At 46.8% G+C, this 22,893-nt stretch carries 20 protein-coding genes and 8 pseudogenes; 5 read left to right on the top strand and 23 right to left on the bottom strand.

Going from position 1 to position 22,893, the window contains the following annotated elements; translation table 11 throughout:
• Nucleotides 1-58 precede the first annotated feature (58 nt).
• The 11 genes and pseudogenes from JCM10519_RS03440 to map form a co-directional block, all read right to left on the bottom strand.
• Nucleotides 59-316, bottom strand: coding sequence for an HPr family phosphocarrier protein (locus tag JCM10519_RS03440; protein WP_024291282.1), 258 nt, complete (start codon nt 314-316; stop codon nt 59-61).
• Nucleotides 317-344: 28 nt separating this feature from the next.
• Nucleotides 345-1,313: a DNA-binding protein WhiA gene (gene whiA / locus JCM10519_RS03435; protein WP_054737958.1), complete on the bottom strand. Its 969-nt coding sequence runs from the start codon at nt 1,311-1,313 to the stop codon at nt 345-347.
• A gap of 2 nt (nt 1,314-1,315) precedes the next feature.
• A pseudogene (rapZ, locus tag JCM10519_RS03430) lies at nt 1,316-2,198 on the bottom strand (RNase adapter RapZ).
• Nucleotides 2,199-2,217: 19 nt separating this feature from the next.
• Nucleotides 2,218-3,129 carry a UDP-N-acetylmuramate dehydrogenase gene (gene murB, locus JCM10519_RS03425; RefSeq protein WP_054737957.1) on the bottom strand — a complete coding sequence of 304 codons (912 nt, stop codon included), beginning with the start codon at nt 3,127-3,129 and terminating at the stop codon, nt 2,218-2,220.
• Between the two features lie 8 nt (nt 3,130-3,137).
• Nucleotides 3,138-4,070, bottom strand: a complete 933-nt coding sequence (hprK, locus tag JCM10519_RS03420; RefSeq protein ID WP_054737956.1) for an HPr(Ser) kinase/phosphatase — start codon at nt 4,068-4,070, stop codon at nt 3,138-3,140.
• Nucleotides 4,071-4,133: 63 nt separating this feature from the next.
• Nucleotides 4,134-5,934 (bottom strand): annotated as a pseudogene (uvrC, locus tag JCM10519_RS03415) (excinuclease ABC subunit UvrC).
• A 78-nt stretch (nt 5,935-6,012) separates the two neighbouring features.
• Nucleotides 6,013-6,591 carry a DUF1653 domain-containing protein gene (locus JCM10519_RS03410; protein WP_347843012.1) on the bottom strand — a complete coding sequence of 193 codons (579 nt, stop codon included), beginning with the start codon at nt 6,589-6,591 and terminating at the stop codon, nt 6,013-6,015.
• Between the two features lie 3 nt (nt 6,592-6,594).
• Nucleotides 6,595-6,813, bottom strand: a complete 219-nt coding sequence (locus JCM10519_RS25945; RefSeq protein ID WP_347843011.1) for a hypothetical protein — start codon at nt 6,811-6,813, stop codon at nt 6,595-6,597.
• A gap of 41 nt (nt 6,814-6,854) precedes the next feature.
• Nucleotides 6,855-7,813: pseudogene (locus tag JCM10519_RS03405) on the bottom strand (putative glycoside hydrolase).
• Between the two features lie 427 nt (nt 7,814-8,240).
• Nucleotides 8,241-8,805, bottom strand: a pseudogene (locus tag JCM10519_RS03400) (DNA-3-methyladenine glycosylase I).
• Nucleotides 8,802-9,674, bottom strand: coding sequence for a type I methionyl aminopeptidase (map, locus tag JCM10519_RS03395; protein ID WP_054737955.1), 873 nt, complete (start codon nt 9,672-9,674; stop codon nt 8,802-8,804). Before map ends, JCM10519_RS03400 begins: the two are co-directional and overlap by 4 nt.
• A 208-nt stretch (nt 9,675-9,882) precedes the next feature.
• Between map and JCM10519_RS03390 the strand changes: the two are divergent.
• Nucleotides 9,883-11,360: pseudogene (locus JCM10519_RS03390) on the top strand (DUF1846 domain-containing protein).
• A gap of 115 nt (nt 11,361-11,475) precedes the next feature.
• On the opposite strand, the gene JCM10519_RS03385 reads toward JCM10519_RS03390, so the two are convergent.
• The 7 genes and pseudogenes from JCM10519_RS03385 to JCM10519_RS25935 form a co-directional block, all read right to left on the bottom strand.
• Nucleotides 11,476-11,982, bottom strand: a complete 507-nt coding sequence (locus JCM10519_RS03385; protein WP_054737954.1) for a CarD family transcriptional regulator — start codon at nt 11,980-11,982, stop codon at nt 11,476-11,478.
• 281 nt (nt 11,983-12,263) lie between these two features.
• Nucleotides 12,264-12,931 (bottom strand): annotated as a pseudogene (deoC, locus tag JCM10519_RS03380) (deoxyribose-phosphate aldolase).
• Nucleotides 12,932-12,948: 17 nt separating this feature from the next.
• Nucleotides 12,949-14,275: pseudogene (locus tag JCM10519_RS03375) on the bottom strand (pyrimidine-nucleoside phosphorylase).
• Nucleotides 14,272-14,714 (bottom strand): annotated as a pseudogene (locus JCM10519_RS03370) (cytidine deaminase). Before JCM10519_RS03370 ends, JCM10519_RS03375 begins: the two co-directional pseudogenes overlap by 4 nt.
• Nucleotides 14,715-14,823: 109 nt before the next feature.
• A complete protein-coding gene (locus JCM10519_RS03365; protein WP_013271785.1) occupies nt 14,824-15,159 on the bottom strand; it encodes a cyclic-di-AMP receptor in 336 nt (111 codons plus the stop codon).
• A gap of 138 nt (nt 15,160-15,297) precedes the next feature.
• Nucleotides 15,298-15,498, bottom strand: coding sequence for a hypothetical protein (locus JCM10519_RS25940; protein ID WP_347843010.1), 201 nt, complete (start codon nt 15,496-15,498; stop codon nt 15,298-15,300).
• Nucleotides 15,485-15,850 carry an NUDIX domain-containing protein gene (locus JCM10519_RS25935; RefSeq protein WP_347843009.1) on the bottom strand — a complete coding sequence of 122 codons (366 nt, stop codon included), beginning with the start codon at nt 15,848-15,850 and terminating at the stop codon, nt 15,485-15,487. Before JCM10519_RS25935 ends, JCM10519_RS25940 begins: the two co-directional genes overlap by 14 nt.
• 93 nt (nt 15,851-15,943) lie before the next feature.
• On the opposite strand from JCM10519_RS25935, the gene JCM10519_RS03355 reads away from it, so the two are divergent.
• The gene (locus JCM10519_RS03355; protein WP_347843008.1) at nt 15,944-16,387 is read left to right on the top strand and encodes a hypothetical protein; all 444 of its coding nucleotides are present in this window, start codon (nt 15,944-15,946) and stop codon (nt 16,385-16,387) included.
• A 208-nt stretch (nt 16,388-16,595) separates the two neighbouring features.
• Here JCM10519_RS03355 and JCM10519_RS25930 read toward each other — a convergent pair whose 3' ends face one another.
• The 5 genes from JCM10519_RS25930 to JCM10519_RS03340 all read right to left on the bottom strand — a co-directional run bounded on the left by JCM10519_RS25930 (nt 16,596) and on the right by JCM10519_RS03340 (nt 19,438).
• On the bottom strand, nt 16,596-16,847 hold the full coding sequence (locus JCM10519_RS25930) for a hypothetical protein (protein ID WP_347843007.1): 252 nt from the start codon (nt 16,845-16,847) through the stop codon (nt 16,596-16,598).
• Nucleotides 16,828-17,775: a hypothetical protein gene (locus tag JCM10519_RS25925; protein WP_347843006.1), complete on the bottom strand. Its 948-nt coding sequence runs from the start codon at nt 17,773-17,775 to the stop codon at nt 16,828-16,830. Before JCM10519_RS25925 ends, JCM10519_RS25930 begins: the two co-directional genes overlap by 20 nt.
• Nucleotides 17,776-17,890: 115 nt before the next feature.
• Nucleotides 17,891-18,514: a hypothetical protein gene (locus JCM10519_RS25920; RefSeq protein ID WP_347843005.1), complete on the bottom strand. Its 624-nt coding sequence runs from the start codon at nt 18,512-18,514 to the stop codon at nt 17,891-17,893.
• 359 nt (nt 18,515-18,873) lie between these two features.
• The gene (locus tag JCM10519_RS25915) at nt 18,874-19,188 is read right to left on the bottom strand and encodes a hypothetical protein (RefSeq protein ID WP_347843206.1); all 315 of its coding nucleotides are present in this window, start codon (nt 19,186-19,188) and stop codon (nt 18,874-18,876) included.
• Between the two features lie 22 nt (nt 19,189-19,210).
• Nucleotides 19,211-19,438, bottom strand: coding sequence for a hypothetical protein (locus JCM10519_RS03340; protein ID WP_054737952.1), 228 nt, complete (start codon nt 19,436-19,438; stop codon nt 19,211-19,213).
• A 717-nt stretch (nt 19,439-20,155) separates the two neighbouring features.
• Here JCM10519_RS03340 and JCM10519_RS03325 point away from each other — a divergent pair.
• From JCM10519_RS03325 to JCM10519_RS03315, 3 genes are all read left to right on the top strand, one after another.
• The gene (locus JCM10519_RS03325) at nt 20,156-20,932 is read left to right on the top strand and encodes a TRAP transporter substrate-binding protein (RefSeq protein WP_347843004.1); all 777 of its coding nucleotides are present in this window, start codon (nt 20,156-20,158) and stop codon (nt 20,930-20,932) included.
• A gap of 94 nt (nt 20,933-21,026) precedes the next feature.
• Nucleotides 21,027-21,554, top strand: coding sequence for a TRAP transporter small permease subunit (locus tag JCM10519_RS03320; protein ID WP_054737948.1), 528 nt, complete (start codon nt 21,027-21,029; stop codon nt 21,552-21,554).
• Between the two features lies 1 nt (nt 21,555).
• Nucleotides 21,556-22,890 (top strand): TRAP transporter large permease subunit, encoded by a 1,335-nt coding sequence (locus tag JCM10519_RS03315; protein ID WP_054737947.1) that lies wholly within the window; start codon nt 21,556-21,558, stop codon nt 22,888-22,890.
• Nucleotides 22,891-22,893 lie beyond the last annotated feature (3 nt).

Genomic DNA, 22,893 nt, shown 5'->3' with positions numbered 1-22,893 from the left:
AGAGGCGGAGCCTCTTGTGTGAGAGCCTCCGCCTGAAAAAAACAATATTCTTTAAATATTACTCATGGTTGCTTAAATATTTTTCGATTTCGGCAATTGCCTGCTCTTCATCGGTTCCATCCGCAGTGATCGTAATCTGTTCTCCCGCTGCAAGTCCCAGAGTCATCATGCCCATAATGCTCTTGGCATTTACTCTCTTGGATTCGATTTCAACATAAATGTTGCTTTCATACTGGCTGGCAACCTGAACCAGCATAGCAACTGGTCTTGCCTCTAAGCCTGATGCAAGTTCAACGGTGACTGTTTTTCTTACCATAATTATCCTCCTCAATCCTATGAACGGATTAATCCATTCCGCTGCTAATGCCTGTCCCCCGCAGCCGCCCTGCCAGGTCGCCAAGCTTTCTAAGTCGGTGGTTCACTCCTGATTTGCCTACAGGAGGGTCAAGAGCTTCTCCAAGCTCTTTTAATGTTGCTTCCGGCCTCTCCAATCGTTCCCTGGCAATTTCACTTAGATTGTCCGGTAGATTATCAAGTCCGATTGTATCTCTGATATATTTTATATCTTCTATCTGCTTTACCGCAGCTGATACCGTTTTATTAATATTGGCAGTCTCACAGTTCACCTGCCGGTTCACACTGTTGCGCATATCCTTTAAGATCCTGATATTCTCAAGCTCCATTAAGGCCACCGGGGCTTCCATAACATTCAGGATATCTACGATCTGGCTTCCTTCTTTTATATAAACCACAAAATAACGTTTTCTCTTCACGATCTTTGCTTCAAGATCAAAGGTCGCGATAATGGACTTTAGCTGCCTGGCTTTATCTTCTGTCGCACAAACGATTTCAAAATGGTAGAATTTCTCAGGGTCGCTTAAGGACCCGGAAGAGAGAAATGCACCCCGGATGAATGCCCTCCTGCAGCAGGACTGCTGGATGACCACATTCTGTACAAGATTTAAGTTTTCCCCTATTTCTCCGTTTTCATCAAGAAGCTTTGTGGCGTGTAAAACACGGATCGCTTCCTCATGTTCCCGGATCGTTACCGTATAGGTACGGTTTTTATTTAAATAAGCATTTCTTCTAATCGACACATCAGTACTTATATTAAATGTTTTTTTCAATAATGTAAAGTACTTTCTTGCAACTGCCACATTTTCCGTATTAATTTTAATCGTATAGCGGTCGTTTTCCGATATGATTATTTTTCCGCAAAGGCTTATGATCGCTGCCATCTCTGCGATCTGGCAATGCCTTGCCGGACTGATCTGCCTGGATAGCTCTTCTTTTAATTTGGAAGAAAATGACATGTCTAGACCATCCTTTTCCGTATATTATCCTTGTCGATGTCCCGGTGCTCGATCTTTATCCCGAATTCTTCCCTGGATTTAAACCTGTCATAAACAGACCTGGCAATGGTAACCGACCGGTGCTTGCCGCCTGTACATCCAATGGCAATGACCAGCTGGTTTTTCCCCTCCAGAACATAATTGGGAATTAAAAATTCCAGCATATCGTTAAGCTTGTCTAAAAACAGGGCAGCGGTCCCATGCTGCATCACATAGTCCCGCACTGCTTTTTCCTCTCCGGTTTTAGGCCGCAGGTCCTCTGAATAGTAGGGATTAGGCAGGAATCTTACATCAAAAACCAGGTCTGCATCCGACGGAATCCCATACTTGAACCCAAAAGAAAGAACAGTAATATACAAATTCCGGTAGGATTCCCGGTTTATAAATATTTTTTTCCAGCTCCTGCCTCAGTTCCTTTGTAAGGAGCCGGCTGGTATCGATGATATAGTCCGCTTCTTCCTTTAAAAACCCGAGCTTTACCCGTTCTTTTTCAATCCCGCTGTCGATCCTTCCGCCTGCCGCCAGGGGATGGGCTCTCCTGGTTTCCTTATAACGCTTAATCAGTGTTTCGTCACCTGCATCAAGGAAGAGTATTTCAAAGGGCACCCTTTGTCTTGACCACTCATCAAAAATCCGATTTAAAACCGATAAATCCTCCCCGCTGCGGATATCGATCCCCAAAGCTGCATTCCTGATCCCTCCATGATTGCTTAAGGTCAGCTCCGCAAACGTTTCAATCAGGGGAATGGGAAGATTATCCACACAATAGAATCCCATATCCTCCAGCATCTTAAGCGCCTGGGTCTTCCCTGCGCCTGACATGCCTGTTACAATTACAAGCCTCACGTTATTCTCCTTTGCACCGTTAAAACTTCCCTAGTGTCTTTACCTCCATCTCAAGGACTACTCCGGATTGTTTTAATACCCTTTTTTTCACCTCTTCACACAGGTTTCTGATATCAGCCGCAGTAGCGCTGTCTTTGTTAATAACAAATCCGCAGTGCTTCTCCGATACCTGGGCGCCGCCCAGGGAAAAACCTCTTAAGCCTGCCTCCTCTATGAGCTTGCCGGCAAAATGCCCCTCCGGCCTCTTAAAGGTGCTTCCCGCGCTTGGATATTCCAAAGGCTGCTTTTCCTTTCTCCTGCGGGCCAGTTCATCCATCCGGTTCTTAATAGAGACCTCATCTCCATCCCTCAACCGGATCCTGGCTTCCAGTACAACATATTGCTTTGGTATAATGCAGCTGGTCCGGTATCCTAAGGAAAGCTGGTCAGCAGGCAGCTCCTTTACTTCACCCTGAGGCATTAAAACTTTAACAGACTTAAGAACCTCCTTCATCTCCGAACCATAGGCTCCGGCGTTCATCACCACAGCCCCCCCAAGAGTGCCCGGTATCCCGGCCGCAAACTCAAAACCGGTCAATGAAGCCCTGTATGCTTCCTGGGCGATCCGTGCCAGGGACGCTCCGGCTCCGGCCTTTACGATCCCTGTCTCCTTATCCGCCTGGCAGCTTTTAAAGCAATCCATGGAAACGACCACCCCGTCAAATCCTTCGTCTCCAACCAGAAGATTGCTTCCATTCCCCAGTATAAAAAAAGGTACCTCTTCCCGGCGGCAAAGAGCCAAAACAGCAGCAAGCTCCTTCTCATCCTGCGGAGTCACAAAGCAGGCAGCAGGGCCGCCCACCCGGAACGAGGTATGCTTTCGCATCTCTTCCCCAACTTTTATATGATCTTTATCGGCTGCACCAAGAAGTTTTTCATAAAATCCAGTCATCAGACACCTCAATCATCCTGTTTTCTTGAAAGGTTTGCCTGAACGCGGTTATATAATTCCTGAGCCGCGTTGTACCCCATCTTCTTTTGTCTGTAATTGACAGCAGCAGATTCAACGATAATTGCCAGATTACGTCCCGGACGCACCGGAATGGAATGGCATACCACCCGGTTTCCCAGAAATTCCGTATACTGGTCTTCGATTCCCATTCTGTCGTATTCCTTATCTCTATCCCAGTCCTCCAGTTTAATCACCATATCAATGGCCTGGGTATCCTTTACGCTTTCAACGCCGAACAAAGTCTTGACATCAATGATGCCGATGCCCCTTAATTCAATAAAATGCCTAGTAATTTCCGGGGCGCTTCCAATCAGCGTTTCATCGCTTACCTTGCGGATCTCCACCACATCATCGGTTACAAGACGGTGGCCTCGTTTGATCAGCTCCAGTGCAGCCTCGCTTTTCCCGATGCCGCTCTCTCCCATAATCAGCACGCCTTCGCCGAACACATCAACCAAAACTCCGTGAATGCTGATGCAGGGCGCCAGCTTCACCTTAAGCCAGCGGATGATCTCCGCCATGAGATCGGAAGTGGTCTTATCTGATACAAGGCATGGTACGCCGTAATGATTACAAAACGCCAGCATATCCTCATCCGGACTCTGGCTCCGGCTATATACGAGGCACGGAATCTGGCTGGACAAAAGCTTGTCGTACATCTCAAGCTTTCTCTCATGATTCATCTGATGAATGTATTCCTGCTCCACATAACCGATGATCTGCACCCGCTCGTTGTCAAAATGATCGTAAAATCCGGCCAACTGTAAAGCCGGGCGATTGACATCCGGATGGCTGATCACAATTTTTTCCGCGTCAATCTCCGGAGTCATGTTCCGGAAATTCATCTTCTTTATCAAATCTGTAATAGCTACTCCATGCATGGCGAACGCTCCTCTTTTCCATCTGTTTTTTTCATACTAACACAGATTTCGTATTTTGAAAAGCTATATATGGAAGAACTCGTAAACGCTCTTCGCAGCCCGGGCATTCATGCCCGGTACTTCGGACAGTTCCTCCACGGTCGCTTCCTTTATGCTTCCAGCCCTTTAAACTGGCGCATCAGCGCCTTTCTCCTGTTAGGCCGATGCTGGAATGTCGTCAAGAATGGATTTCACCTGTCCTTTGCTTCTTAAGCTTCTATGGTATTCGATAGCAAACCGGTGGGCTTCATCCTGGATCCTGGTGATCAGCTTGAATCCTTCGGAATGCCTGTCAATGGGAATCTCCAAGTTATGATAGTAAAGCCCTCTGGTTCTGTGATTGTCATCCTTTACCATACCACAGACAGGAATGGAAATATCCAGTTCCTTTAAAACCTCCAGGGCAATGTTTACCTGCCCCCGTCCTCCATCCATCATGATTAGGTCAGGGAAACGGGTAAAGCTCCCAAGCTCCTCATCCACGCCTTTTTCCCTTAAGCTTTCCGCTTCCTTAAGGCCATGGGAAAACCTTCTTGTGAGCACCTCGTTCATGGAAGCGTAATCATTGGCCCCCTTGACCCATTTGATCTTAAATTTCCTGTAATCATTTCTCTTGGGCTTCCCGTCCTCATAGACGATCATGGAGCCCACAGACTCAAAGCCGCTTATGTTGGAAATATCAAATGCCTCAATCCGTTTAATGCCGGAAAGTCCCAGCCAGCCGCCCACCTCATTCATGGCGCCGATGGTGCGAAGCTCTTCCCGCTTTATCTTTTCCTTATCCTGAGAAAGTACCAGCGCGGCATTTTTCTCCGCCAGCTCCACCAGGCGCTCCTTCTGGCCTTTCCGGGGAACCACGATCTTGACCTTCTGGCCTCGTTTCGCAGAAAGCCATTCCTCTATGACGCCTTCATCCTCAAGACCGGTCTGGACCCACAGCTCTTTCGGAACAAAAGGCGTTCCTGCATAGAACTGTTTGACAAAGCTGGTCAGGATCTGCTTATTATCCTCTGCCGTTGCTATGCTTACGTGGAAATGCTCCCGGCCAATGAGCCTGCCTTCCCGGACAAAGAATACCTGGACAACCGCATCCTTCTCATCCTTTGCCATGGCAATGATATCCCGGTCTTCCATGCCGCTGTCCGTGATCTTCTGCTTCTGGGCGATCTGCTTTACGCTGTTTAACAGATCCCGGTACTCAATGGCCTTTTCATAATCCATTTCTTCCGAAGCCGCCTGCATCTTCTCTTCCAGCATATGAATCACAGGGCCGTATTTTCCGCCTAAAAATTCCAGTGCCCTGTTAATGGATTTCCAGTATTCTTCCCTGCTGATATAATCCTGGCACGGTGCCGAACACTGCTTGATATGGTAATTTAAGCAGGGGCGTTCCTTCCCAATATCCCTTGGCAGGTTCCGGTTGCAGGTTCTGATCTGATAAAGCTTGTGGATCAGCTCAATGGTATTCTTTACCGCTCCTGCGCTTGTATACGGTCCAAAATACTTGCTTTTATCCTTTTTCATATCCCTGGAAAATAAGATCCTTGGATAATCCTCGTACACGGTTACCTTGATATAGGGATAGGTCTTATCATCCTTTAGCATGGTATTGTAACGGGGACGGTGTTCCTTAATGAGATTGCATTCCAGCACAAGGGCTTCCAGCTCAGAGTCTGTTATAATGTATTCAAACCAGGCGATCCTCGATACCATTTGTTCAATTTTTGACGTCTTATTTCTGCTGCTTTGAAAGTACTGCCTGACCCTGTTTTTTTAAGCTGATGGCTTTTCCCACATAGATGATTTCGTCCCGCTTGTCGTGCATGAGATACACGCCAGGCTGGGACGGCAGTTTTTTTAATTCTTCTTCTATATTAAATGACCTGTGGTCCACTGAAACAAATCACCTCAATCTTGATCCCTCGTATTTATTCTGCAGCTCCAAATACCTTTTCACCGCATAGTATTTCTCTTCAGGTTCAGAATCCGGCCTTCCGATCTCCATAATCTCGCAGATGGCCAGAAGCTCTTCTGCTGAAAACCGGTCCTTCCGATTCTCAAGAACCTCCAGCTTCTCATGATACGTCCCTGCGTCAAGAAATGCAAGAAGATTCTTATTATTGTGTGAGCAGCCAGCCGAGGGCAGGCTCTCCTGACTTTGACGGCTGCACACAGAGCTTTCTTCATTCTCTTCTTCCGGCTTCTGGGGACAGACTTTTACCACAGGCTGTTCAGAATCCATATCCACCCTTTCAAACCTGTATTCCTGGTTTACCTCCGGATACTTTTCATGATCCACCTCACTGATGAACATGGAAAGCGGGCGGACATACGTTCCGAAGGTTCCATACAGAGCCTGATACACAACCATCTCTTCTCCTGTTTCGGAATGAACCGCAACGGTTATCACCTGGTACATCTTGTCTTTAAAATGCCGGTAGAAATCTCCTGGTCTGGGTGTTCTGTCCATGGTTTTCCTCACTTCCTAATCTCCCTGGCCGCCTGTGGTCACGATGACGACATCAGGCTTTATTCTGGTTTTCTTTTTATTTTCCTTCTTCGTCTCCTGTGACCCTTCTGCTGCCGCTGTGCTTCCCTCAAGGCTCTTTTCTGTCTTTTCTTCTTTGCCTTCCGTCTGTGCCTCAGATGATAAATCCTTTGTTTCGGCGGCAGACGGGGAAGCGGTCTCCAGCCTTTGCCTCACGCTGGCAAGCTTTTTTGCTTCCTCTTGCGCTGCCTCAAGACTTAAGAGGCCTTCCCAGGTATACCGGTTGGATGCGCTCCAGAGGATCCACTCATCATAACCCGAATCATAAACGCCTGAATCTGTGCCCTGACTTCCCCTGCTCCATAGGGAATATGGTGCTTCAGATAGGAAGCCGTAAAATCCTGGAGCCAGGGACGGACAATGGCCTGATGCTTCCCAGCCTGTCCGGCAGATTCTAAATCCTGCCTGGAAAGCTTAAGCGCCGCACGGATGGTACGGTAAGGCTCCATATCCGGATGATCGATGCCAAAGTTTCCGTCTCCGTAATGGGATGGATAGATCATGGGACAGATATAATCCAAATGGCATGCCATATCACTATAGATCTGTCCCACTGCCTCCGCATCCACCTTGCTTCCGATGATGGTACCAAACACATCTGCCGAAACAAAAATTTTCTGGGAAGACAGCTTTTCATATGCATACTGGATAAATTCCGTAATAATATCCGTTTTGGAACGGCCCATAGTATCCTTTTCGTCAAATACCACCTGTTTCATGGAGCTGTCCGTGGAAAAACGAATGTAATCAAATTGAACCTCATCAAATCCGGCCTTGGAAGCTGGGTTCCCACCTCCACCAGATAGTCCCATACTTCTGTCCGGTAAGGATTTACCCAGGCCAGTCCCTTGTTATCCCGGTGCATGCTTCCATCCTTATTCTTAAGCGCCCACTCCGGCTTTTTCTCAGCCAGATAAGGATCCCTGAATGCCACCACCCGGGCAATGGTATAAAGCCCCCTGGACTTTAACTGAGCCATGAGACTGTCAATATCCTTGATGTACTTTTCTGTGGCACCGATTTCATTCACCGTAGGTGCATCCTCCATAGCAAAGGTGATCCGTCCGTCGTCATTCTTCACGTCAATGACAACCGTATTGATCTCCGTACCCTGGATCTTGTCCAAAATCGCCTGCAGCCCCTCAGAGCCGGCCATATAGCTGGAAATATAAATTCCCTTTACCTTAACCGGCTTCTTTCCCGGTAAAACGGAAACTTCCATGGGAAGCTGCCCGGATTCTTCTGTGCTCTGCTGAGATTCATCTGTTTTGCTGTCTGTTTCTGAAGGTTCGGAAATTCCTTTGTACCTGCTGCATCCGGAGGCCACCAACGACAATGCAATTACTGCCAAAAGCCATCTTTTCATAATACTCCTGTTCACTTTCTTTATGGTTTCAGGTGTTTAATGTAATAAATATTTAACATTTTACCATAATTTGTAAAATTTTCCAATAATAAAATTACATTTTCCGGATGCAGCCGTATTTAATCAGGTTAGCCTCTCATTCCATAAGCTATGTATTCTTTCCCCAAATAATGCCCCCGCTTTTTCTTTGCATTATCTACCTCTGTTTCCAGCCCTTTTAACTGCCTTCCCGGCAGAAGCAGGACAGCTCATGATCATTGACCACGCCTATTGCCTGGAGATAGGAATAGATGGTAACAGAACCTACAAAAGCCATTCCCCGCTTCTTTAAATCTTTTGAAACCAGATCGGACAGCTCCGTTTTTACAGGGAAGCAGTCATCCTGATTGATGATGACCTCATTGTTTGTGAATCCCCACAAATACTTTGAAAAAGAGCCGAACTCCCCCTGGATCTTTAGGAAGACACGGGAATTGTTCACAGCAGCTTCTATTTTTCTCCTGTTTCTGATGATGCCCCTATTCTCCATTAAGTCTTTTATTTTTTTCTTCTCCGTAACACGCCACTTTTTCCACATCAAAGCCATCAAAGGCTTCCCGGAAGGACTCTCTCTTTCTCAGTATGGTGATCCAGGAAAGTCCTGCCTGAAAGGTTTCTAAAAGGAACATTTCATAAAGCTTTTTATCATCGTAAACTGGAATTCCCCACTCTTCGTCATGGTATTTCGTATAAACCGGCGAGGATTCATCCACCCAAAAACATCGTTTTTTTTCTCCATTTATCTTGACAGTATCTCCGGCCCTTCCTCTGTAATCAGAATCGTATATTCCCACTGGGCTGACAGGCTTCCATCCTTTGTGTAAATGGTCCAGCCGTCATCGTCATCCTGTACTACATCTGCTTTTCCTGCATTAACCATAGGCTCAATGGTAAATATCATCCCAGGTACAAGAAGCATATCGGTTCCTCTGGTGCCGATATGACTGACCCATGGCTCCTCATGGATATCCAGCCCCACACCGTGTCCGCCGATTTCCCTTACTACCGTATAGCCATTGGCATAGATATACTCCGAAATAGCTGCTCCGATATCTCCCAGATGGCCCCAGGCTCTGGCTTCTTTTACTGCCAGATCCACACTCTCCCTGGTTACCTGGACAAGCTTCAATGCCTCGTCCGATACCTTTCCGATGCAATACATTCTGGAGGCATCGGCATAGAAGCCGTCTACAATGGTGGTCACATCCACATTGATAATATCCCCTTCCTGCAAGATCCGGTTAGGATCCGGGATTCCGTGGCATACTACCTCATTGACCGACGTGCACACACTTTTTGGATATCCTTCAAAATTAAGAGTGGCGGGGATTCCTCCCAGCCTGACGGTAGTCTCATGTACCAGGGTATTGATATCTTCCGTACTCATGCCCGGCTTAATATTCTCATCCACCTGATCAAGAACCTTGTTGTTAATCACTCCTGCACGGCGGATTCCTTCAATCTGTGCCGGTGTTTTTATCATATAGTGCTCCGGGACCTCAACTCCCATGACCGCATAATTTTCAATCTTTTGGTCAAAAGGCAGGTGACAGTTTTTATATTTCTTTCCGCTTCCGCACCAGCATGCATCATTTCTTCCTATTTTAAGCATTTCTATCCTCCTTCTTACTACAACGTTTTAACACGTTTAAAGCCAGTTGTAAAGGGTTTCAGGAAAAAGAAGGGGGCAGGAAAAAATCCGTGGCAATTTCATAATTAATATGATACAATTTATAAGTACTATGGTCAAAAAGTTCGTGCATGCGTTATGGTTCGTTGGTACCATTGCTGAACCATAAGCACACATCATGGAGGGACAAATGAAATTTGGATTTGATAACAATAAATATTTAACCATGCAGTCAGAGCACATCAGGGAACGAATCAGCCAGTTTGGCGACAAGCTCTATCTGGAATTCGGCGGCAAGCTGTTTGACGATTACCACGCTTCCAGAGTGCTTCCCGGATTTGAACCTGACAGTAAGCTCCGCATGCTGATGCAGCTTTCAGACCAGGCAGAGATCGTAATCGCCATCAATGCTGCAGATATTGAGAAGAACAAGATCCGCATGATCTGGGCATCACTTATGATGTGGATGTTTTACGGCTGATCCAGTCCTTTACGGATAAGGGGCTTTATGTGGGAAGCGTTGTTATCACACAGTATTCCGGGCAGAAGGCGGCTGATTTATTTAAAAGCAAGCTGGAAAAAATGGGGATCAGAGTATACCGCCACTATATCATTGACGGTTATCCAAGCAATGTTTCTCTCATTGTCAGTGACGAAGGATACGGCAGAAATGATTATATAGAAACCGCAAAGCCCCTTGTTATCATTACGGCTCCGGGACCTGGCAGCGGAAAGATGGCAACCTGCTTATCCCAGCTTTACCACGAGAACAAACGGGGAATTAAGGCCGGATATGCGAAATTTGAGACATTCCCCATCTGGAACATCCCATTAAAGCATCCGGTAAATTTAGCCTACGAGGCCGCTACCGCAGATTTAAACGATGTGAATATGATCGATCCTTTTCACTTAGAGGCCTATGGAAAGACCACTGTTAATTACAACCGTGATGTAGAGATCTTTCCTGTATTAAGCGCTATCTTTGAGGGAATTTACGGAGAATGTCCTTACAAATCCCCCACCGATATGGGCGTTAATATGGTTGGCTTCTGTATTGTGGATGATGAGGTATGCCGGGAGGCTTCCATGCAGGAAATCATAAGACGTTATTACCAGGCCCTTTCCCGGCTGGCAAGAGATATGGGTTCCAAAGATGAAGTCTATAAAATTGAGCTTCTCATGAAGCAGGCGAAAATAACCACCGACATGAGAAAGGTAGTGAATGCCGCCAAGAACCTGGCCGAAATAAAAGGCTCTCCGGCTGCTGCACTTGAATTAGAGGACGGAACCATTGTCACAGGAAAGACTACCAACTTATTAGGTGCTTCTGCTGCCCTTTTGTTAAATACAGTCAAGGTTTTAGGAAATATTCCTCATGACATTCATCTGATCTCTCCCTCTGCCATTGAGCCGATTCAGAAATTAAAAATCAACTATCTGGGCAGCAAAAATCCCAGGCTTCATACGGATGAGGTTTTAATTGCACTGTCCGCCAGCGCTGCGACTGATCCCAACGCCCAGATCGCGCTGGAACAGCTTCCGAAATTAAAGGGATGCGATGCTCATACTTCTGTACTGTTATCCGATGTGGATGTTAAGATATTTAAGAAATTGGGCGTAAACCTGACTTGCGAGCCCATTTATGAAGAGAAGAAAATTTATCATTAATTAATAAAAATGCGCTTTGGTTTGTGATATCACATTCCAAGGCGCATTTTTTGCAATAATCCTAAATGATTTATGGCTTCCGGACCGGATTAAATCTTTCGGATCCCAGTTCTGATCACTCAGCCTTCACCCGCGTAACCACCATGTCTTTCACCACGGCCGGCTCCATTTCTAAAGCTGCCGCAAGTTCATAGTAAAGCAGATCTTCCGCCATCTTGAAATAAGATTCATCCTTTGCCGAACATTTCTTTTCATCTGCCGCCGCATTTTGTTTCTTTAAATAAAGGGTCTTGATGATCTGGAGCCAGCCCGTGCACTCATTTTTCACCATGATTTCCTTATAGATCCCTTCACGCTGTCTTTCATCAAACACCCACATGGTCGGAGTATCAGGAATCTGGTTAATCAGTTCTATGGCTTCTTCCCTGGTAGATGCAGCTCTCACGGGCGCTTTTAGATTGTCTACAGGCGTGTAAACAACACAATGCTGTGCCTCATTAAGAGGCTTTAGCGTATAGTAAAGGCGGTCTTCATCTGCCGAGGACATGTCGAGTCTTCCTATCGCCTCTACCCTGCATATTCCATGGGTTCCGAATACTACTAGATCATTTACCTGAAACATAACAATACCTCCTGCCTGAATGCCAACACGTTGATACATAAATTTACTTCTATATCTTAAGTTTAACACTTCAATAGCTTGTTTGTCAGTTTTTTTTGTATATTTAAACATTTTCGTGAAAAATAGCCAGAAATGACTTTACTGTCATTTGTGGAAATTGTATAAAAAAACATGTAAAAACGCCCCAAAAGGCAGACACTTATAAAGAGTCTCTTTTGGAGCGCTTAAATTATATATTATCGAAAGGAACGAGCACTTTCGATAATCAGATGAATTGGCTATTATTTTCCGGAAGCAGCATTCTCCTTTTCCGCCGCCAGACTGACAGCTGCACTGGCCCCCACACGGCTGCAGCCAGCTTCAATGTAAGCCCTTAAATCCTCCAGGGTTCTCACCCCGCCGGCCGCTTTTATCTTTACATTGGGACCGATGTGCTTTTTAAATAGCTGGATATCCTCCAGGGTCGCTCCGCCGGTTCCAAATCCGGTGGAGGTCTTGATATAATCAGCTCCGGCTGCCGTAACTGCCTTGCACATGGCAATCTTCTCTTCTTCGGTCAGATAGCAGGCCTCAATGATGACCTTTAAGATGTTTTCGCCGGCCGCTTTTTTTCAGTTCTGCGATTTCCTTTTCTACTTTGCCGTAATCTCCATTTTTCACATCGCTGATATTCACTACCATATCCACCTCAGAGGCTCCGTCTTCAATGGCTTTCTTTGTCTCAAGGACCTTTGATTCAGCTACGCTGTAGCCAAGAGGGAATCCGACCACGGTACAGATATTAAGTCCCGGGAAATTTTCATGTACGGCTGATATAGCAGGGAGGGATGCACACGGAAGCAGTTTTATATTCCACGGCTTCCTTACAAAGCTCCTCAATGTCTTCCCATGTGGCAAACGCCTTTAATTGGGTATGATCTACGTAACTTAACATTTCTAAATCTGTCATTATTGTTTCCTACCTTTCTATTCTGTCAGGCGCTTTACGCCTTCTCTGGTAACGCTTGCATAAATCAGGGGCTCTGCCGCCGGCTGTTGTCCGCTGATGGTGACTGCTTTTAAAAATTCTTCCTCAGCAGCCGCAAACAGCTCTTCCTTTGAAGTATACAGCACGGCAATGGTCTCTCCCTCTTCCACCTTCTGGCCTGCTTTTTTCTTAAGGGCAATTCCCGCCGTATAATCGATCACGCTCTCCTTTGTGACTCTTCCGGCGCCCAAAAGTGAGGAGGCGATCCCGCATTGCTCTGTGTTCATATGGGTGATATAGCCGCTCTTTAAGGCTTCACTTCTCTTTCAAAGGCTGCTTTGGCAAAAAGCGAGGTGTCCCTGATCACCGAAGGATCCCCTCCCTGGCTTCTACCATGGCCATAAGCCGTTCCAATGCGCTTCCATCGGCAATGGCTCTTTCTGCCAGCGCCCGGCATTCCTCCATGCTGCCTTTTCCTGCCAGATAGAGCATACCGGCAGCCAGGCTTAAGCAAACCGACTTTAAGTCTTCAGGTCCTCTTCCGCGGAGGGTTTCCGCTGCCTCAATGACTTCCAGGCTGTTGCCGATCAGGCTTCCCAGCGGAATATCCATGTTGGTTATAAGAGCCATGGTCCTCTTTCCTGCATGCTCCCCGATGGCCACCATCTTTTCTGCCAGGGTGATGGAATCTTCCAGGGTCTTCATAAATGCTCCGCTGCCGGTTTTAACATCCAGAAGAATGCAGTCATTTCCTGCTGCCAGCTTTTTGCTCATAATCGAAGCGGCAATTAAGGGAATGCTGTCCACGGTTGCAGTCACATCACGAAGGGCATAAAGTTTTTTATCCGCAGGAGCCAGATTTCCTGACTGGCCGATAACGGAAAGGCCGGTGGTATTGACCACCTGAAAGAATTCTTCCTCTGTCAGCATAGTCCGCATACCGGGTATGGATTCCATTTTGTCAACGGTTCCTCCTGTATGGCCTAAGCCCCGGCCCGACATCTTTGCAACCTTGACTCCACAGGCAGCTACAATGGGCGCAACCACCAGAGTCGTCTTATCTCCCACCCCTCCGGTGGAGTGCTTATCTACTTTTACTCCCTGAATCGGAGATAAATCCACCATATCGCCGGAATGGGCCACCGCATCGGTAAGAATGGCTGTTTCCTCATCACTCATACCTTTAAAGTAAATGGCCATCAGCATGGCAGACATCTGGTAATCAGGAATATCCCCCTTTACGTAGCCGTTTATCATGAAGCGGATCTCTTCCTCTGTCAGAGTTTCTCCGTTCCTCTTTTTTGCAATTACATCGTACATTCTCATGACACACCAAAACCTCCCTTTTGCCTCATCAGGAATTTAAATTCTTTTTTTGTGAATCCCAAAGGAAGCAGCTCCTTTAAGGTATACACGGAAGTTTCCTCTCCCGCTCCCAGAATGATCTTAAATTCCTCAGGATCACAGAATTCCGCCATTACCTGCCGGCAGACTCCGCAAGGAGCACATATATCTCCCTTTTCTCCCTTTTTATTCCCCACAATAGCAATGGCATCAAATTCCGTGACTCCTTCTGAGACCGCTTTGAAAAACGCGGTGCGCTCCGCACAGTTAGTGGGTGTAAAGGCTGCATTTTCAATGTTGCAGCACGGTAGACCTTTCCGTTCTTTGCAAGCAGGGCCGCTCCCACGCAAAAATCCGAATAAGGCACATAAGCCATCTTCTGGGCTTCATATGCCTCTGCCACCAGCATATTTTTAGTTATCTCATCCAGTTTCAAAAACACACCTCCTGTCATTTTTTTACTTTTCCTCCGGCCTGTCAATTCCAACAGTTGCGAAAAGGGATTGCTCTGCAATCCCTTTGCTGATTTCTCAAATCTTCTCGAATCGTTCTACGTCGGTTACAAATATAGTAGCTCCGCCAAGTTCCACTGTCATCGGCATCATCATATATCCGGCTGATACAGACGCGATATTCGGCGCCGGAACGTTGCAGGTAATCTTTTGGCGTTTTCCGCAGGTATCTTTAATCAGAGTGATGACTTCTTCTACCTGTCCGTCATCCGTACCGATCATTAATGTAGAGTTGCCCTTCTTTAAGAAACCACCTGTTGTGGCAAGTTTTGTCACGCTGAACTGGTGTTCATTCAGCACATCAGTCACCCTGTTTCCATCATCTGAGCTGACGATTGCATAAATAATCTTCATATCTACCACCTCGCTGTCTTATTTGGCAAAACTTTATCTGTTAGATTCCTCTATTATAAATCATTATCTGGAAAAATAAAACAGTAAAATGGAAAATAGTTATCATTTTTTTGTTAATATCTTATATTTCTCATCTTATTAAGCAGTTTCCGGTAAATCCGTTCCCTCATCCAGCTCATTGACTGACGTTAAGCATTCTTCCAAACCAAACCAGCCTACCCCACTGTTTTCATCCGCTTTCTTATGAAGGGCCTCCCTGTCATCTGCTTCCAGAAGATAGGTCACATTTAAGTGAAGGTGGGAGGAAACATAAGCTCCCCTCTTCTCATGTCCGTCCACCGTAAGCACCTCCAGAGAAAAAAATATCCTCTGTAACCGGCCTTACCTTCGTAATCCCGGTCTCTTCCATGGCTTCCCGGATTGCTACCTTGAGCAGGTCCATTTCCCCGTCAGCGTGGCCTCCGGTCCATGCCCAGGAATCATAGATGTTATGGTAGGCCATAAGAACCTTATCATGGGACTGATTTACCACCCAGGCCGATGCTGACATATGGGCGCCTAAACTTTCACGGGAAAATATAGATTCCCCTGACGAGAGATATTGGAGCAGCATCTCCTTATCCCTTTCTTCCTGCTGGTTAAACGGTAAAAAATCTTCCACTGTTTTCTTAAATTTTTCTTTACAGTCCATGTCCTTGGTTCCTCCATCTTCTTGTGTTTTTAAGTCATACTATACCATCTGGCGGATATATTTAAATAGAATAAATTGAAATGAGGGTATTATATGGATTTATCTGCTCTTGTTTTTTCAGGCAACGATCCCTGGCCTCCCATAGAGATCCTTTCTCAAAATAAGCGGTATGCCGCAGCCATGCTTTCAAACATAGGCGACTGTAATTCCGAAATGTCCGCAATCAGTCTTTATACTTACAACAGCATGATTACCAGAAATTTCTTCTTTGATATAGCGGAATGTTTCCATAAGATCAGCATTGTTGAAATGCATCATTTAAATACCTTTGGAGAATTGGCCATCATGCTGGGCGCAGATCCCAGGCTTTGGAGCTATAAAAACGGGCGCTTAAAGTATTGGACTCCCGCCTGTAACCGCTATCCCACCCGGATCGGTCCCCTGGTCTCCAACGCCTGGCAAGTGAACTGGAAGCTATCCGGAAATACCAGGACCAGGCAGAGTGGATCGATGACTGTAAGATCAAGGCGATCTTAAACCGGATCATTGCAGATGAGCTTTGCCATGTACAGATTTTCCGGCTCATCCTGGCTGAGCTTAACGACGAACTTTTTATTCCGCCTCCCAGCTGTTAAATTCGCGGAGAGGAAACCTGGCCTTAAGGCCACATCTCCTAAGATACATAAAATTATAACATCATTTCAAAGAAGGGGGCCATGTACACCAAGGCTCCCTTCCTGAAAAATCATTCCATTCTTATCTCCAGCCCCTCCTGATATCCCTTTTCCATCTTATGCCTTGCTTTTCTGTTTTCCACAGTATCAAAAATTATGGAAAAATCATAATCCTCCGGGTATAGCTCCTCTGCGGCGACCAAAAGCTTTACCCTTTTCTGGTTGACCCAGATTTTCTTATCCGGCATCTGGACCTGCAGCACTCCCTTTTCATTGACTGGCCTGCATACAATTCCCTTTTTCTTATCCGGATAAACATACACACTGTCCCCGATGGTAAACTTTTTTTTCTGTGAGATTTTTATTCACCACCGTTTTTTTCAGTTTTTCAATTCTGGGACCGCTTAAGCTTATGCCTTCGGCCTTCTCTGTTAATGCATCCGGCTCCTCCTTACGGAAGTCTTCCGGCTCTCCATAAGCGTATCTTCTGGCCCTCCTTATCATGGCCTCCGGCATTCCCAGCCGTTTGGCGATATAAAGAGCGCAGCTTTCTCCGGCTTCTCCGATTTCCATGCGGTAAAGAGGCCTAAGGGTTTCTTTATCAAAAGCCATACGTGCATTGGTAATTCCCTCCGCCTCCTTGGCATATGTCTTTACCTCAGGATAATGGGTGGTTGCCAGGAAAAGGCATCCGTTGCTTCTTAACTCTTCCAGTATGGCAATGGCGATCCCCATTCCTTCCGCCGGGTCTGTTCCTGATCCCAGCTCATCTAAAATAACCAGGCTCTCCGGGCCGGCTGCCTTAAGAATCTTCATTACATTGGTAATATGGGCGGAAAAGGTGGATAAGTTCTCTGTAATGTTCTGACCGTCACCAATATCGCAGAGCACCTGGCTGTTCATACAAAGCTCGGCTTCCCCGCAGGGCAGGTGAAGACCGCATTGGGCCATAAGGGAGAAAAGTCCCACCGTCTTAATGGATACAGTTTTTCCTCCTGTATTAGGCCCTGTAATAACGATTCCCCGTTCCTTCTTTCCCAGTTCAAAGGTCAGGGGTACCACGGTTTCCGGGTTCATGAACGGATGGCGGCCATTTACGATCTTTATGATCCGGTCCGTATTGATATCTGGACGAATGCCGTCCATGGAGGCACTTAAGCTTCCCTTTGCAAACAGGAAATCCAGTTTTTCAAGAAGGCGTTTATTCCCTTCCAGAATCTCTAAATTTTCTTCCACTGAGGCAGTGAGCATATACAGGATCCTTCTTGCCTCATTTTCCTCCTCGATCCTTAAAAGCTCCAGTTCCCCGTTAAGCTCTGTAATGGCTGCCGGTTCGATAAAAAGGGTGGAGCCGGTTGCGGACTGGTCAATGACACTGCCAGGGACCCATGTTCTGTAATCTTTTTTTCACCGGAAGGCAATGCCTGCCGTTTCTTAAGGTCACATAAGAATCTGAAAAATACTTTTTGTTTCCCCTTAAAATGGCTTCTGCCTTAGCCCGCAGCTTTTCTTCCAGTCTGGCCACATCCTGACGGATGCCTTTTAAATACTTGCTGGCACTGTCCTCTACTTTGCCGTTTCTGACGCTTTCATAAATCTCCCTTGCCAGATCCTCCAGCGGATTTAAGTCCTGCTCATAATAGGGCAGGCCAATCTCCAAGTATCTGCTCCGGTTTAAAAAGTCCTTAAACCGCTTTACTGCGGTGAGCATTCCCCCTGTCCGCTCCAGCTCTTCAGCAGACAGGCAGCCCCCCTGCCTTACTATGTTCATGATCTCCTGCAAACCATTTAAGCTGACTGCGGGAGGAAGCCCCATCCGGTCAATGATGATCCTGGCCTCTGACGTATCACGAAGGCTCTTTTTCACATCGCCTTCCTTCAGGCTCGGGGTCAATTTTCTAATTCTCTCCTTCGCTGCTTCGGTGTGTGCAAATTCTTCAAGTTTTTCTAAAATAAGATTAAATTCTAAAATCCGAAATGTATGTTCCATGTAATTCTCCTCGTTCCTTGTGTCCTTCCAACTGGTTTCCTGAGGTCCATGGAGCATTCGGGCAGGATGCAGGCATATTCATTAGGCTCATTGCTCACGCAAAAAAGCCTGTAAGACAACAAACTGACGTCTTACAGGCTTTCAACCTTATTCTGTCTGTTTTGTATCCCATGGGCAAAACAGGTACACGAAATAGAGGAAAGACCTGCAGCCTTCCTGTCCCGACTCCTGCTTTTCATATAAAATTGCCTTATGCTCCATGTTTTAATACAATTAACAAACACACACATCCTATCATTTATAATATCATCAATATACCACGGATAGAAAATCCGGTCAATCTTTTTTTCGTCAGAAACCTATTTAAGCTGTGACAGAAAATCCTTTGTAAAGATATTTTCCGCAGGCTCATTGGCCTTTAAATCCCCCTCAAAAAGCTCCGGATACTTGGAACGCAGCTCCAGCTTGTCATTGTCCACCTTCATCACATGGTCGCGGACGGCTTTTTTCAGCGCATCCTTGTCCTTTTTCAGGAACAGCCCCACCATGTCCTTGTGCTCCTGAATGGAGCTGCTTACTACCCGGTTTTCCGTGCAGGTGAGAAGGCGGAGCCGGTTGTAATGGCCGATGCTGTTTTGCAGAAGATTAAAGGAAAATTCCTTATCTGTGCGCAGATAAAGATATTTGTGAAACTCGTCATCCTGCTTTAAAAAAAATGCGGATATCGTGATCCTGAATCACCTTTTCCTGGGTTTTGATATAGTCTCTCAGCCTGGAAATATCCCTTTCATTGCATAGATCCGAAAACAGGGAATAAATTTCCTCTTCTATGGTAATGCGGAGAAAGCATTCTTCATTGGCCTGCTTTAAATTGATTTTAGAAACCAGGGTGCCTTTGTGGGGCAGGGAGGTAATCAGCTTCATGCTCCAGGCGTATCACTGCATCCCGAAGGGGGATCTGCTCACCTTTAAATGCTCGGAAAGCTCTTCTAAATTTAAAGGCTGTCCGGGCTTTAATTTCATCCCAATGATGCTGTCATGTAAAAATCGTAAGCCAGGCTTGCGGCTGATTTTTCCGAGGTACGAGTACGGTTTGCCATGTTTAAGTGTCCTTTCTATAATGAAAATTTCTCTTATTGCCGGATTGCAGGGTTTTACCTCTGTCAGGTGGAGCAAGCAGGGCCGCGGATTGCAAATATCCGCTTAACTGAATACTCCCTCTGGCTCTGTTAAAATATTAGCATGAAATAATGCAGAAAAATATATCTAATATGTACAAAAAGCAAAATAAAGAATTGTAAATTTTTACGCTTGCGATAATTAATATATTAACAGTAAAATATTAATGTAAAATATTACACAAATACATAGGAGGGTTTATCAAATGAGGAAAAAGAACTGGTTTTTTGGAATCATGGCTGCCTGTATCCTGGGAGCAGTCTTAACGGCATGCAGCAGCCAGGCGGCAAATAAGCCGGCAGCAGGGGACACAGCAAAAGAAGGGGACACAGCAAAAGCAGGCGATGCGCCGGGCGGAGCCACCGCAGGGGCCGATGACAAGGCGGTGAGCCTGACCTTAGGCGACACCTGGGCAGAAACCCACCCCATGCAAGGGCCATGGACGAGGTATTTAAAAAGCAGGTGGAGGAAAAATCCGGCGGTTCCATCACCGTCAATATTTCCCATAACGGGCTTCTGGGCAATGAAGCCGATCTTTGGAGCGGTGTGCGTTCCGGAACCATTGATATGGCAGTGGTCGGCACGGTCATGAACCAGGAATACACGAAGATGCTCATTGCGGACTGGCCCTTCCTATATCGGGATATTAACCATGCCAAATCCGTATGGACCGGCGAGATCGGTGATGAGGTGGCTGCAGAATTCCATGAAAAATTCCCTACCACCTACTTACTTGGCTGGGGTCCTAACTCCACCCGTACTTTCAGCTCCAGCAAAAAGCTGGAAACCGTAGAAGACTTTAACGGCTTGAAGCTGCGTATGCCCAATAACCCCATCCATATCGGCATTGCGGAGAACCTGGGCGCCAGCGCCCAGACCATTCCCCTTGGGGATTTGTATTCCGCCCTGGAAACCGGTGTGGTTGACGGCCAGGACAACGGCATGGTGACTATCTTAAGCCAGAAGTTCGAAGAAGTGCAGAAATGGGTCTATGAGACAAACCACATCATTGCCACCCTCCAGATCGTTGTCAATGCCGATCGCATGGACGGCTTAAGCGAAAACCAGCAGAACATCATCAGGGAAGCTGCAAAGGAATCCTCCGCCTGGGCATGGGACGAGTACATAAAAAGTGTGGATCAGGACAGAAAGACTTTAAAAGAAGCCGGTGTGACCGTAACAGCCCTGACTGCTGAAGATCAGGCAAAAATCATAGAAAAAAATCAAGCCCGTGTATGACAAGCTCTATTCTGAAAATGACTGGGCAGAGGATTTGGTAAAAAAAATTCAGGACGTAAAATAACGGAAGCTTAGAATAGAGGGGTGACTGACAATGAAAAAATCCATTGATGCCCTGTTTAAGGGCATAGAGGTACTGATTTCCGTGTGCCTTGCCATTATGATCCTTCTGGTCTTTTTAAATGTGATCCTGCGCCAGTTCCGTTTAGGCTCGGCCGCAACCGAGGAGATCGCCAGGCTCTGCTTCATTTACCTTGTTTACATGGGTTCCATTCTGGCTATGCGGGACAATAAGCACTTGCTCATTGAAACCCTTCTGGTACGCCTGCCAAAGGGCGGGGCAAGGGCAGTCTTTGTGGTCCTTCAGGTCATCATCATCTGGCTCATGTATCTGGTAGCCAGGGGAACCTTTGACTATATGTGGATGATGAAGGCGGACAAGCTGGTGGCGACCGGCACGCCCATATGGATCATGTATTTGCCCGGACTGATCATGGGAATCTCCATCATGATCCTGTCTGCGGTGAATATTTACAAAGCCGTCTGTACCAAAGCCACACTGCTGGAGTTGATTATGCCCCATGACGAAGACGAAGCGGAACCGACCGCAAAGGAGGCGTGACATGTTTGCAGGACTTGCACTGTTTGGCTCTGCCAAACTGACCATTATTATCGTATTTTTTGCCATACTGCTCATTGCACTGGCCTTTGGGCTGCCCATTTCCTTTTCCCTCATTTTATGCGCCGCAGGAACCGGTTATCTGCTCCTTGGCGGCGGAAATGCAAAGCCCCTGCTCTATGCCCAGCAGCTTATGCGGGGGACGGACAGCGTGACCATGATGGCACTGCCCTTCTTTGTGGTGGCAGGGGAGCTGATGAACCGGGGCGGCCTGACCGACCGGATCATCAAATTCTGCAACATTTTCGTAGGACGGATTCCGGGAGGTTTAGGCTATGTGACCATTCTGGCCTGTCTGCTCTTTGCCGCCCTGGTCGGTTCTGCCGTAGCTTCTACCGCGGCGCTGGGAGCCATTTTAATCCCCATGATGGCAAAATCCGGCTATGACCGGGCAAAATCCGCAGCCCTGGTGGCAAGCGCCAACTTAGTTGCCCCCATCATGCCCCCGTCGATTCCCTTTATTATCTATGCCATTTCAGCAAAGGTGTCCGTAAAATCCATGTTCATGGGGGGAATCGCACCGGCCATTTATTTGACCATTTTAATGTCCGCCTGCTGGTTCTTCATTTCCAGAAAGGATTGTCCGCCGGTGGACGGCATTCCGAAGATGACCTTGAAAAAAATCGCAAAGACCTTTACCTCCGGACTGTGGGCGTTGCTCCTTCCCGGAATTATCCTCTTCGGGCTTCGGGGCGGCATGTTCACCGCAACGGAAGCAGGAGTCATTGCCGTGGTCTACGCACTTCTTGTAGGAGCCTTTGTCTATAAAGAACTGAAATTCAAGGACTTCATTTCCGCTATGGTTTCCAGCGCGAAAATGTCCGCAGTGGTCATGTTTCTGGCGGCAACGGCACAATTGGCGGCCTATACCATGACCGTAGCCCATATTCCGGAAATGATGACCGAGGGGCTTTCCGGACTGGTGGCCCATCCAATTCTTTTAAACTTTACCCTGATGATCATTGTCATTATCGTGGGTCTGGCTATGGACGTGGTGCCCTGTATCCTGATTTTAACGCCTATTTTCCTACCCCTGATCACAGAAGCGGGGCTGGATCCGGTAGCCTTTGGCGTGCTGTTCTGCCTGGCCAATGTTCTGGGCCTGACCTCTCCTCCGGTGGGACCGGTGCTCAATGTGGCATGTGCCACGGGAAAGGTGACCATGGAGGAAATCATACCGCCTACCATGCCCTATTTTATCGCCCAGTGCGGCCTATTGCTTGCCCTGGCCCTCTGTCCCGCATTGATTGAGGTGCCGTTGCACTGGTTTGGAGGTTGATGA

This window comes from Clostridium sp. NkU-1 (assembly GCA_001312405.1).
This window is presented reverse-complemented; position numbering and strand designations above follow the sequence as displayed.

What these genes read in the sequence shown, in the direction of transcription:
- map (WP_054737955.1), bottom strand. Translation starts at nt 9,674, where the DNA reads ATGCTTAAAATAGGAAGAAATGATGCATGCTGGTGCGGAAGCGGAAAG.
- murB (WP_054737957.1), bottom strand. Translation starts at nt 3,129, where the DNA reads ATGACTGGATTTTATGAAAAACTTCTTGGTGCAGCCGATAAAGATCAT.
- JCM10519_RS03355 (WP_347843008.1), top strand. Translation starts at nt 15,944, where the DNA reads ATGGATTTATCTGCTCTTGTTTTTTCAGGCAACGATCCCTGGCCTCCC.
- JCM10519_RS25935 (WP_347843009.1), bottom strand. Translation starts at nt 15,850, where the DNA reads ATGGACTGTAAAGAAAAATTTAAGAAAACAGTGGAAGATTTTTTACCG.
- JCM10519_RS03340 (WP_054737952.1), bottom strand. Translation starts at nt 19,438, where the DNA reads ATGAAGCTGATTACCTCCCTGCCCCACAAAGGCACCCTGGTTTCTAAA.
- JCM10519_RS25920 (WP_347843005.1), bottom strand. Translation starts at nt 18,514, where the DNA reads ATGGAACATACATTTCGGATTTTAGAATTTAATCTTATTTTAGAAAAA.
- whiA (WP_054737958.1), bottom strand. Translation starts at nt 1,313, where the DNA reads ATGTCATTTTCTTCCAAATTAAAAGAAGAGCTATCCAGGCAGATCAGT.
- JCM10519_RS25925 (WP_347843006.1), bottom strand. Translation starts at nt 17,775, where the DNA reads ATGCTCACTGCCTCAGTGGAAGAAAATTTAGAGATTCTGGAAGGGAAT.
- JCM10519_RS03315 (WP_054737947.1), top strand. Translation starts at nt 21,556, where the DNA reads ATGTTTGCAGGACTTGCACTGTTTGGCTCTGCCAAACTGACCATTATT.
- JCM10519_RS03440 (WP_024291282.1), bottom strand. Translation starts at nt 316, where the DNA reads ATGGTAAGAAAAACAGTCACCGTTGAACTTGCATCAGGCTTAGAGGCA.
- JCM10519_RS03385 (WP_054737954.1), bottom strand. Translation starts at nt 11,982, where the DNA reads ATGTTTCAGGTAAATGATCTAGTAGTATTCGGAACCCATGGAATATGC.
- JCM10519_RS03365 (WP_013271785.1), bottom strand. Translation starts at nt 15,159, where the DNA reads ATGAAGATTATTTATGCAATCGTCAGCTCAGATGATGGAAACAGGGTG.
- hprK (WP_054737956.1), bottom strand. Translation starts at nt 4,070, where the DNA reads ATGCATGGAGTAGCTATTACAGATTTGATAAAGAAGATGAATTTCCGG.
- JCM10519_RS03320 (WP_054737948.1), top strand. Translation starts at nt 21,027, where the DNA reads ATGAAAAAATCCATTGATGCCCTGTTTAAGGGCATAGAGGTACTGATT.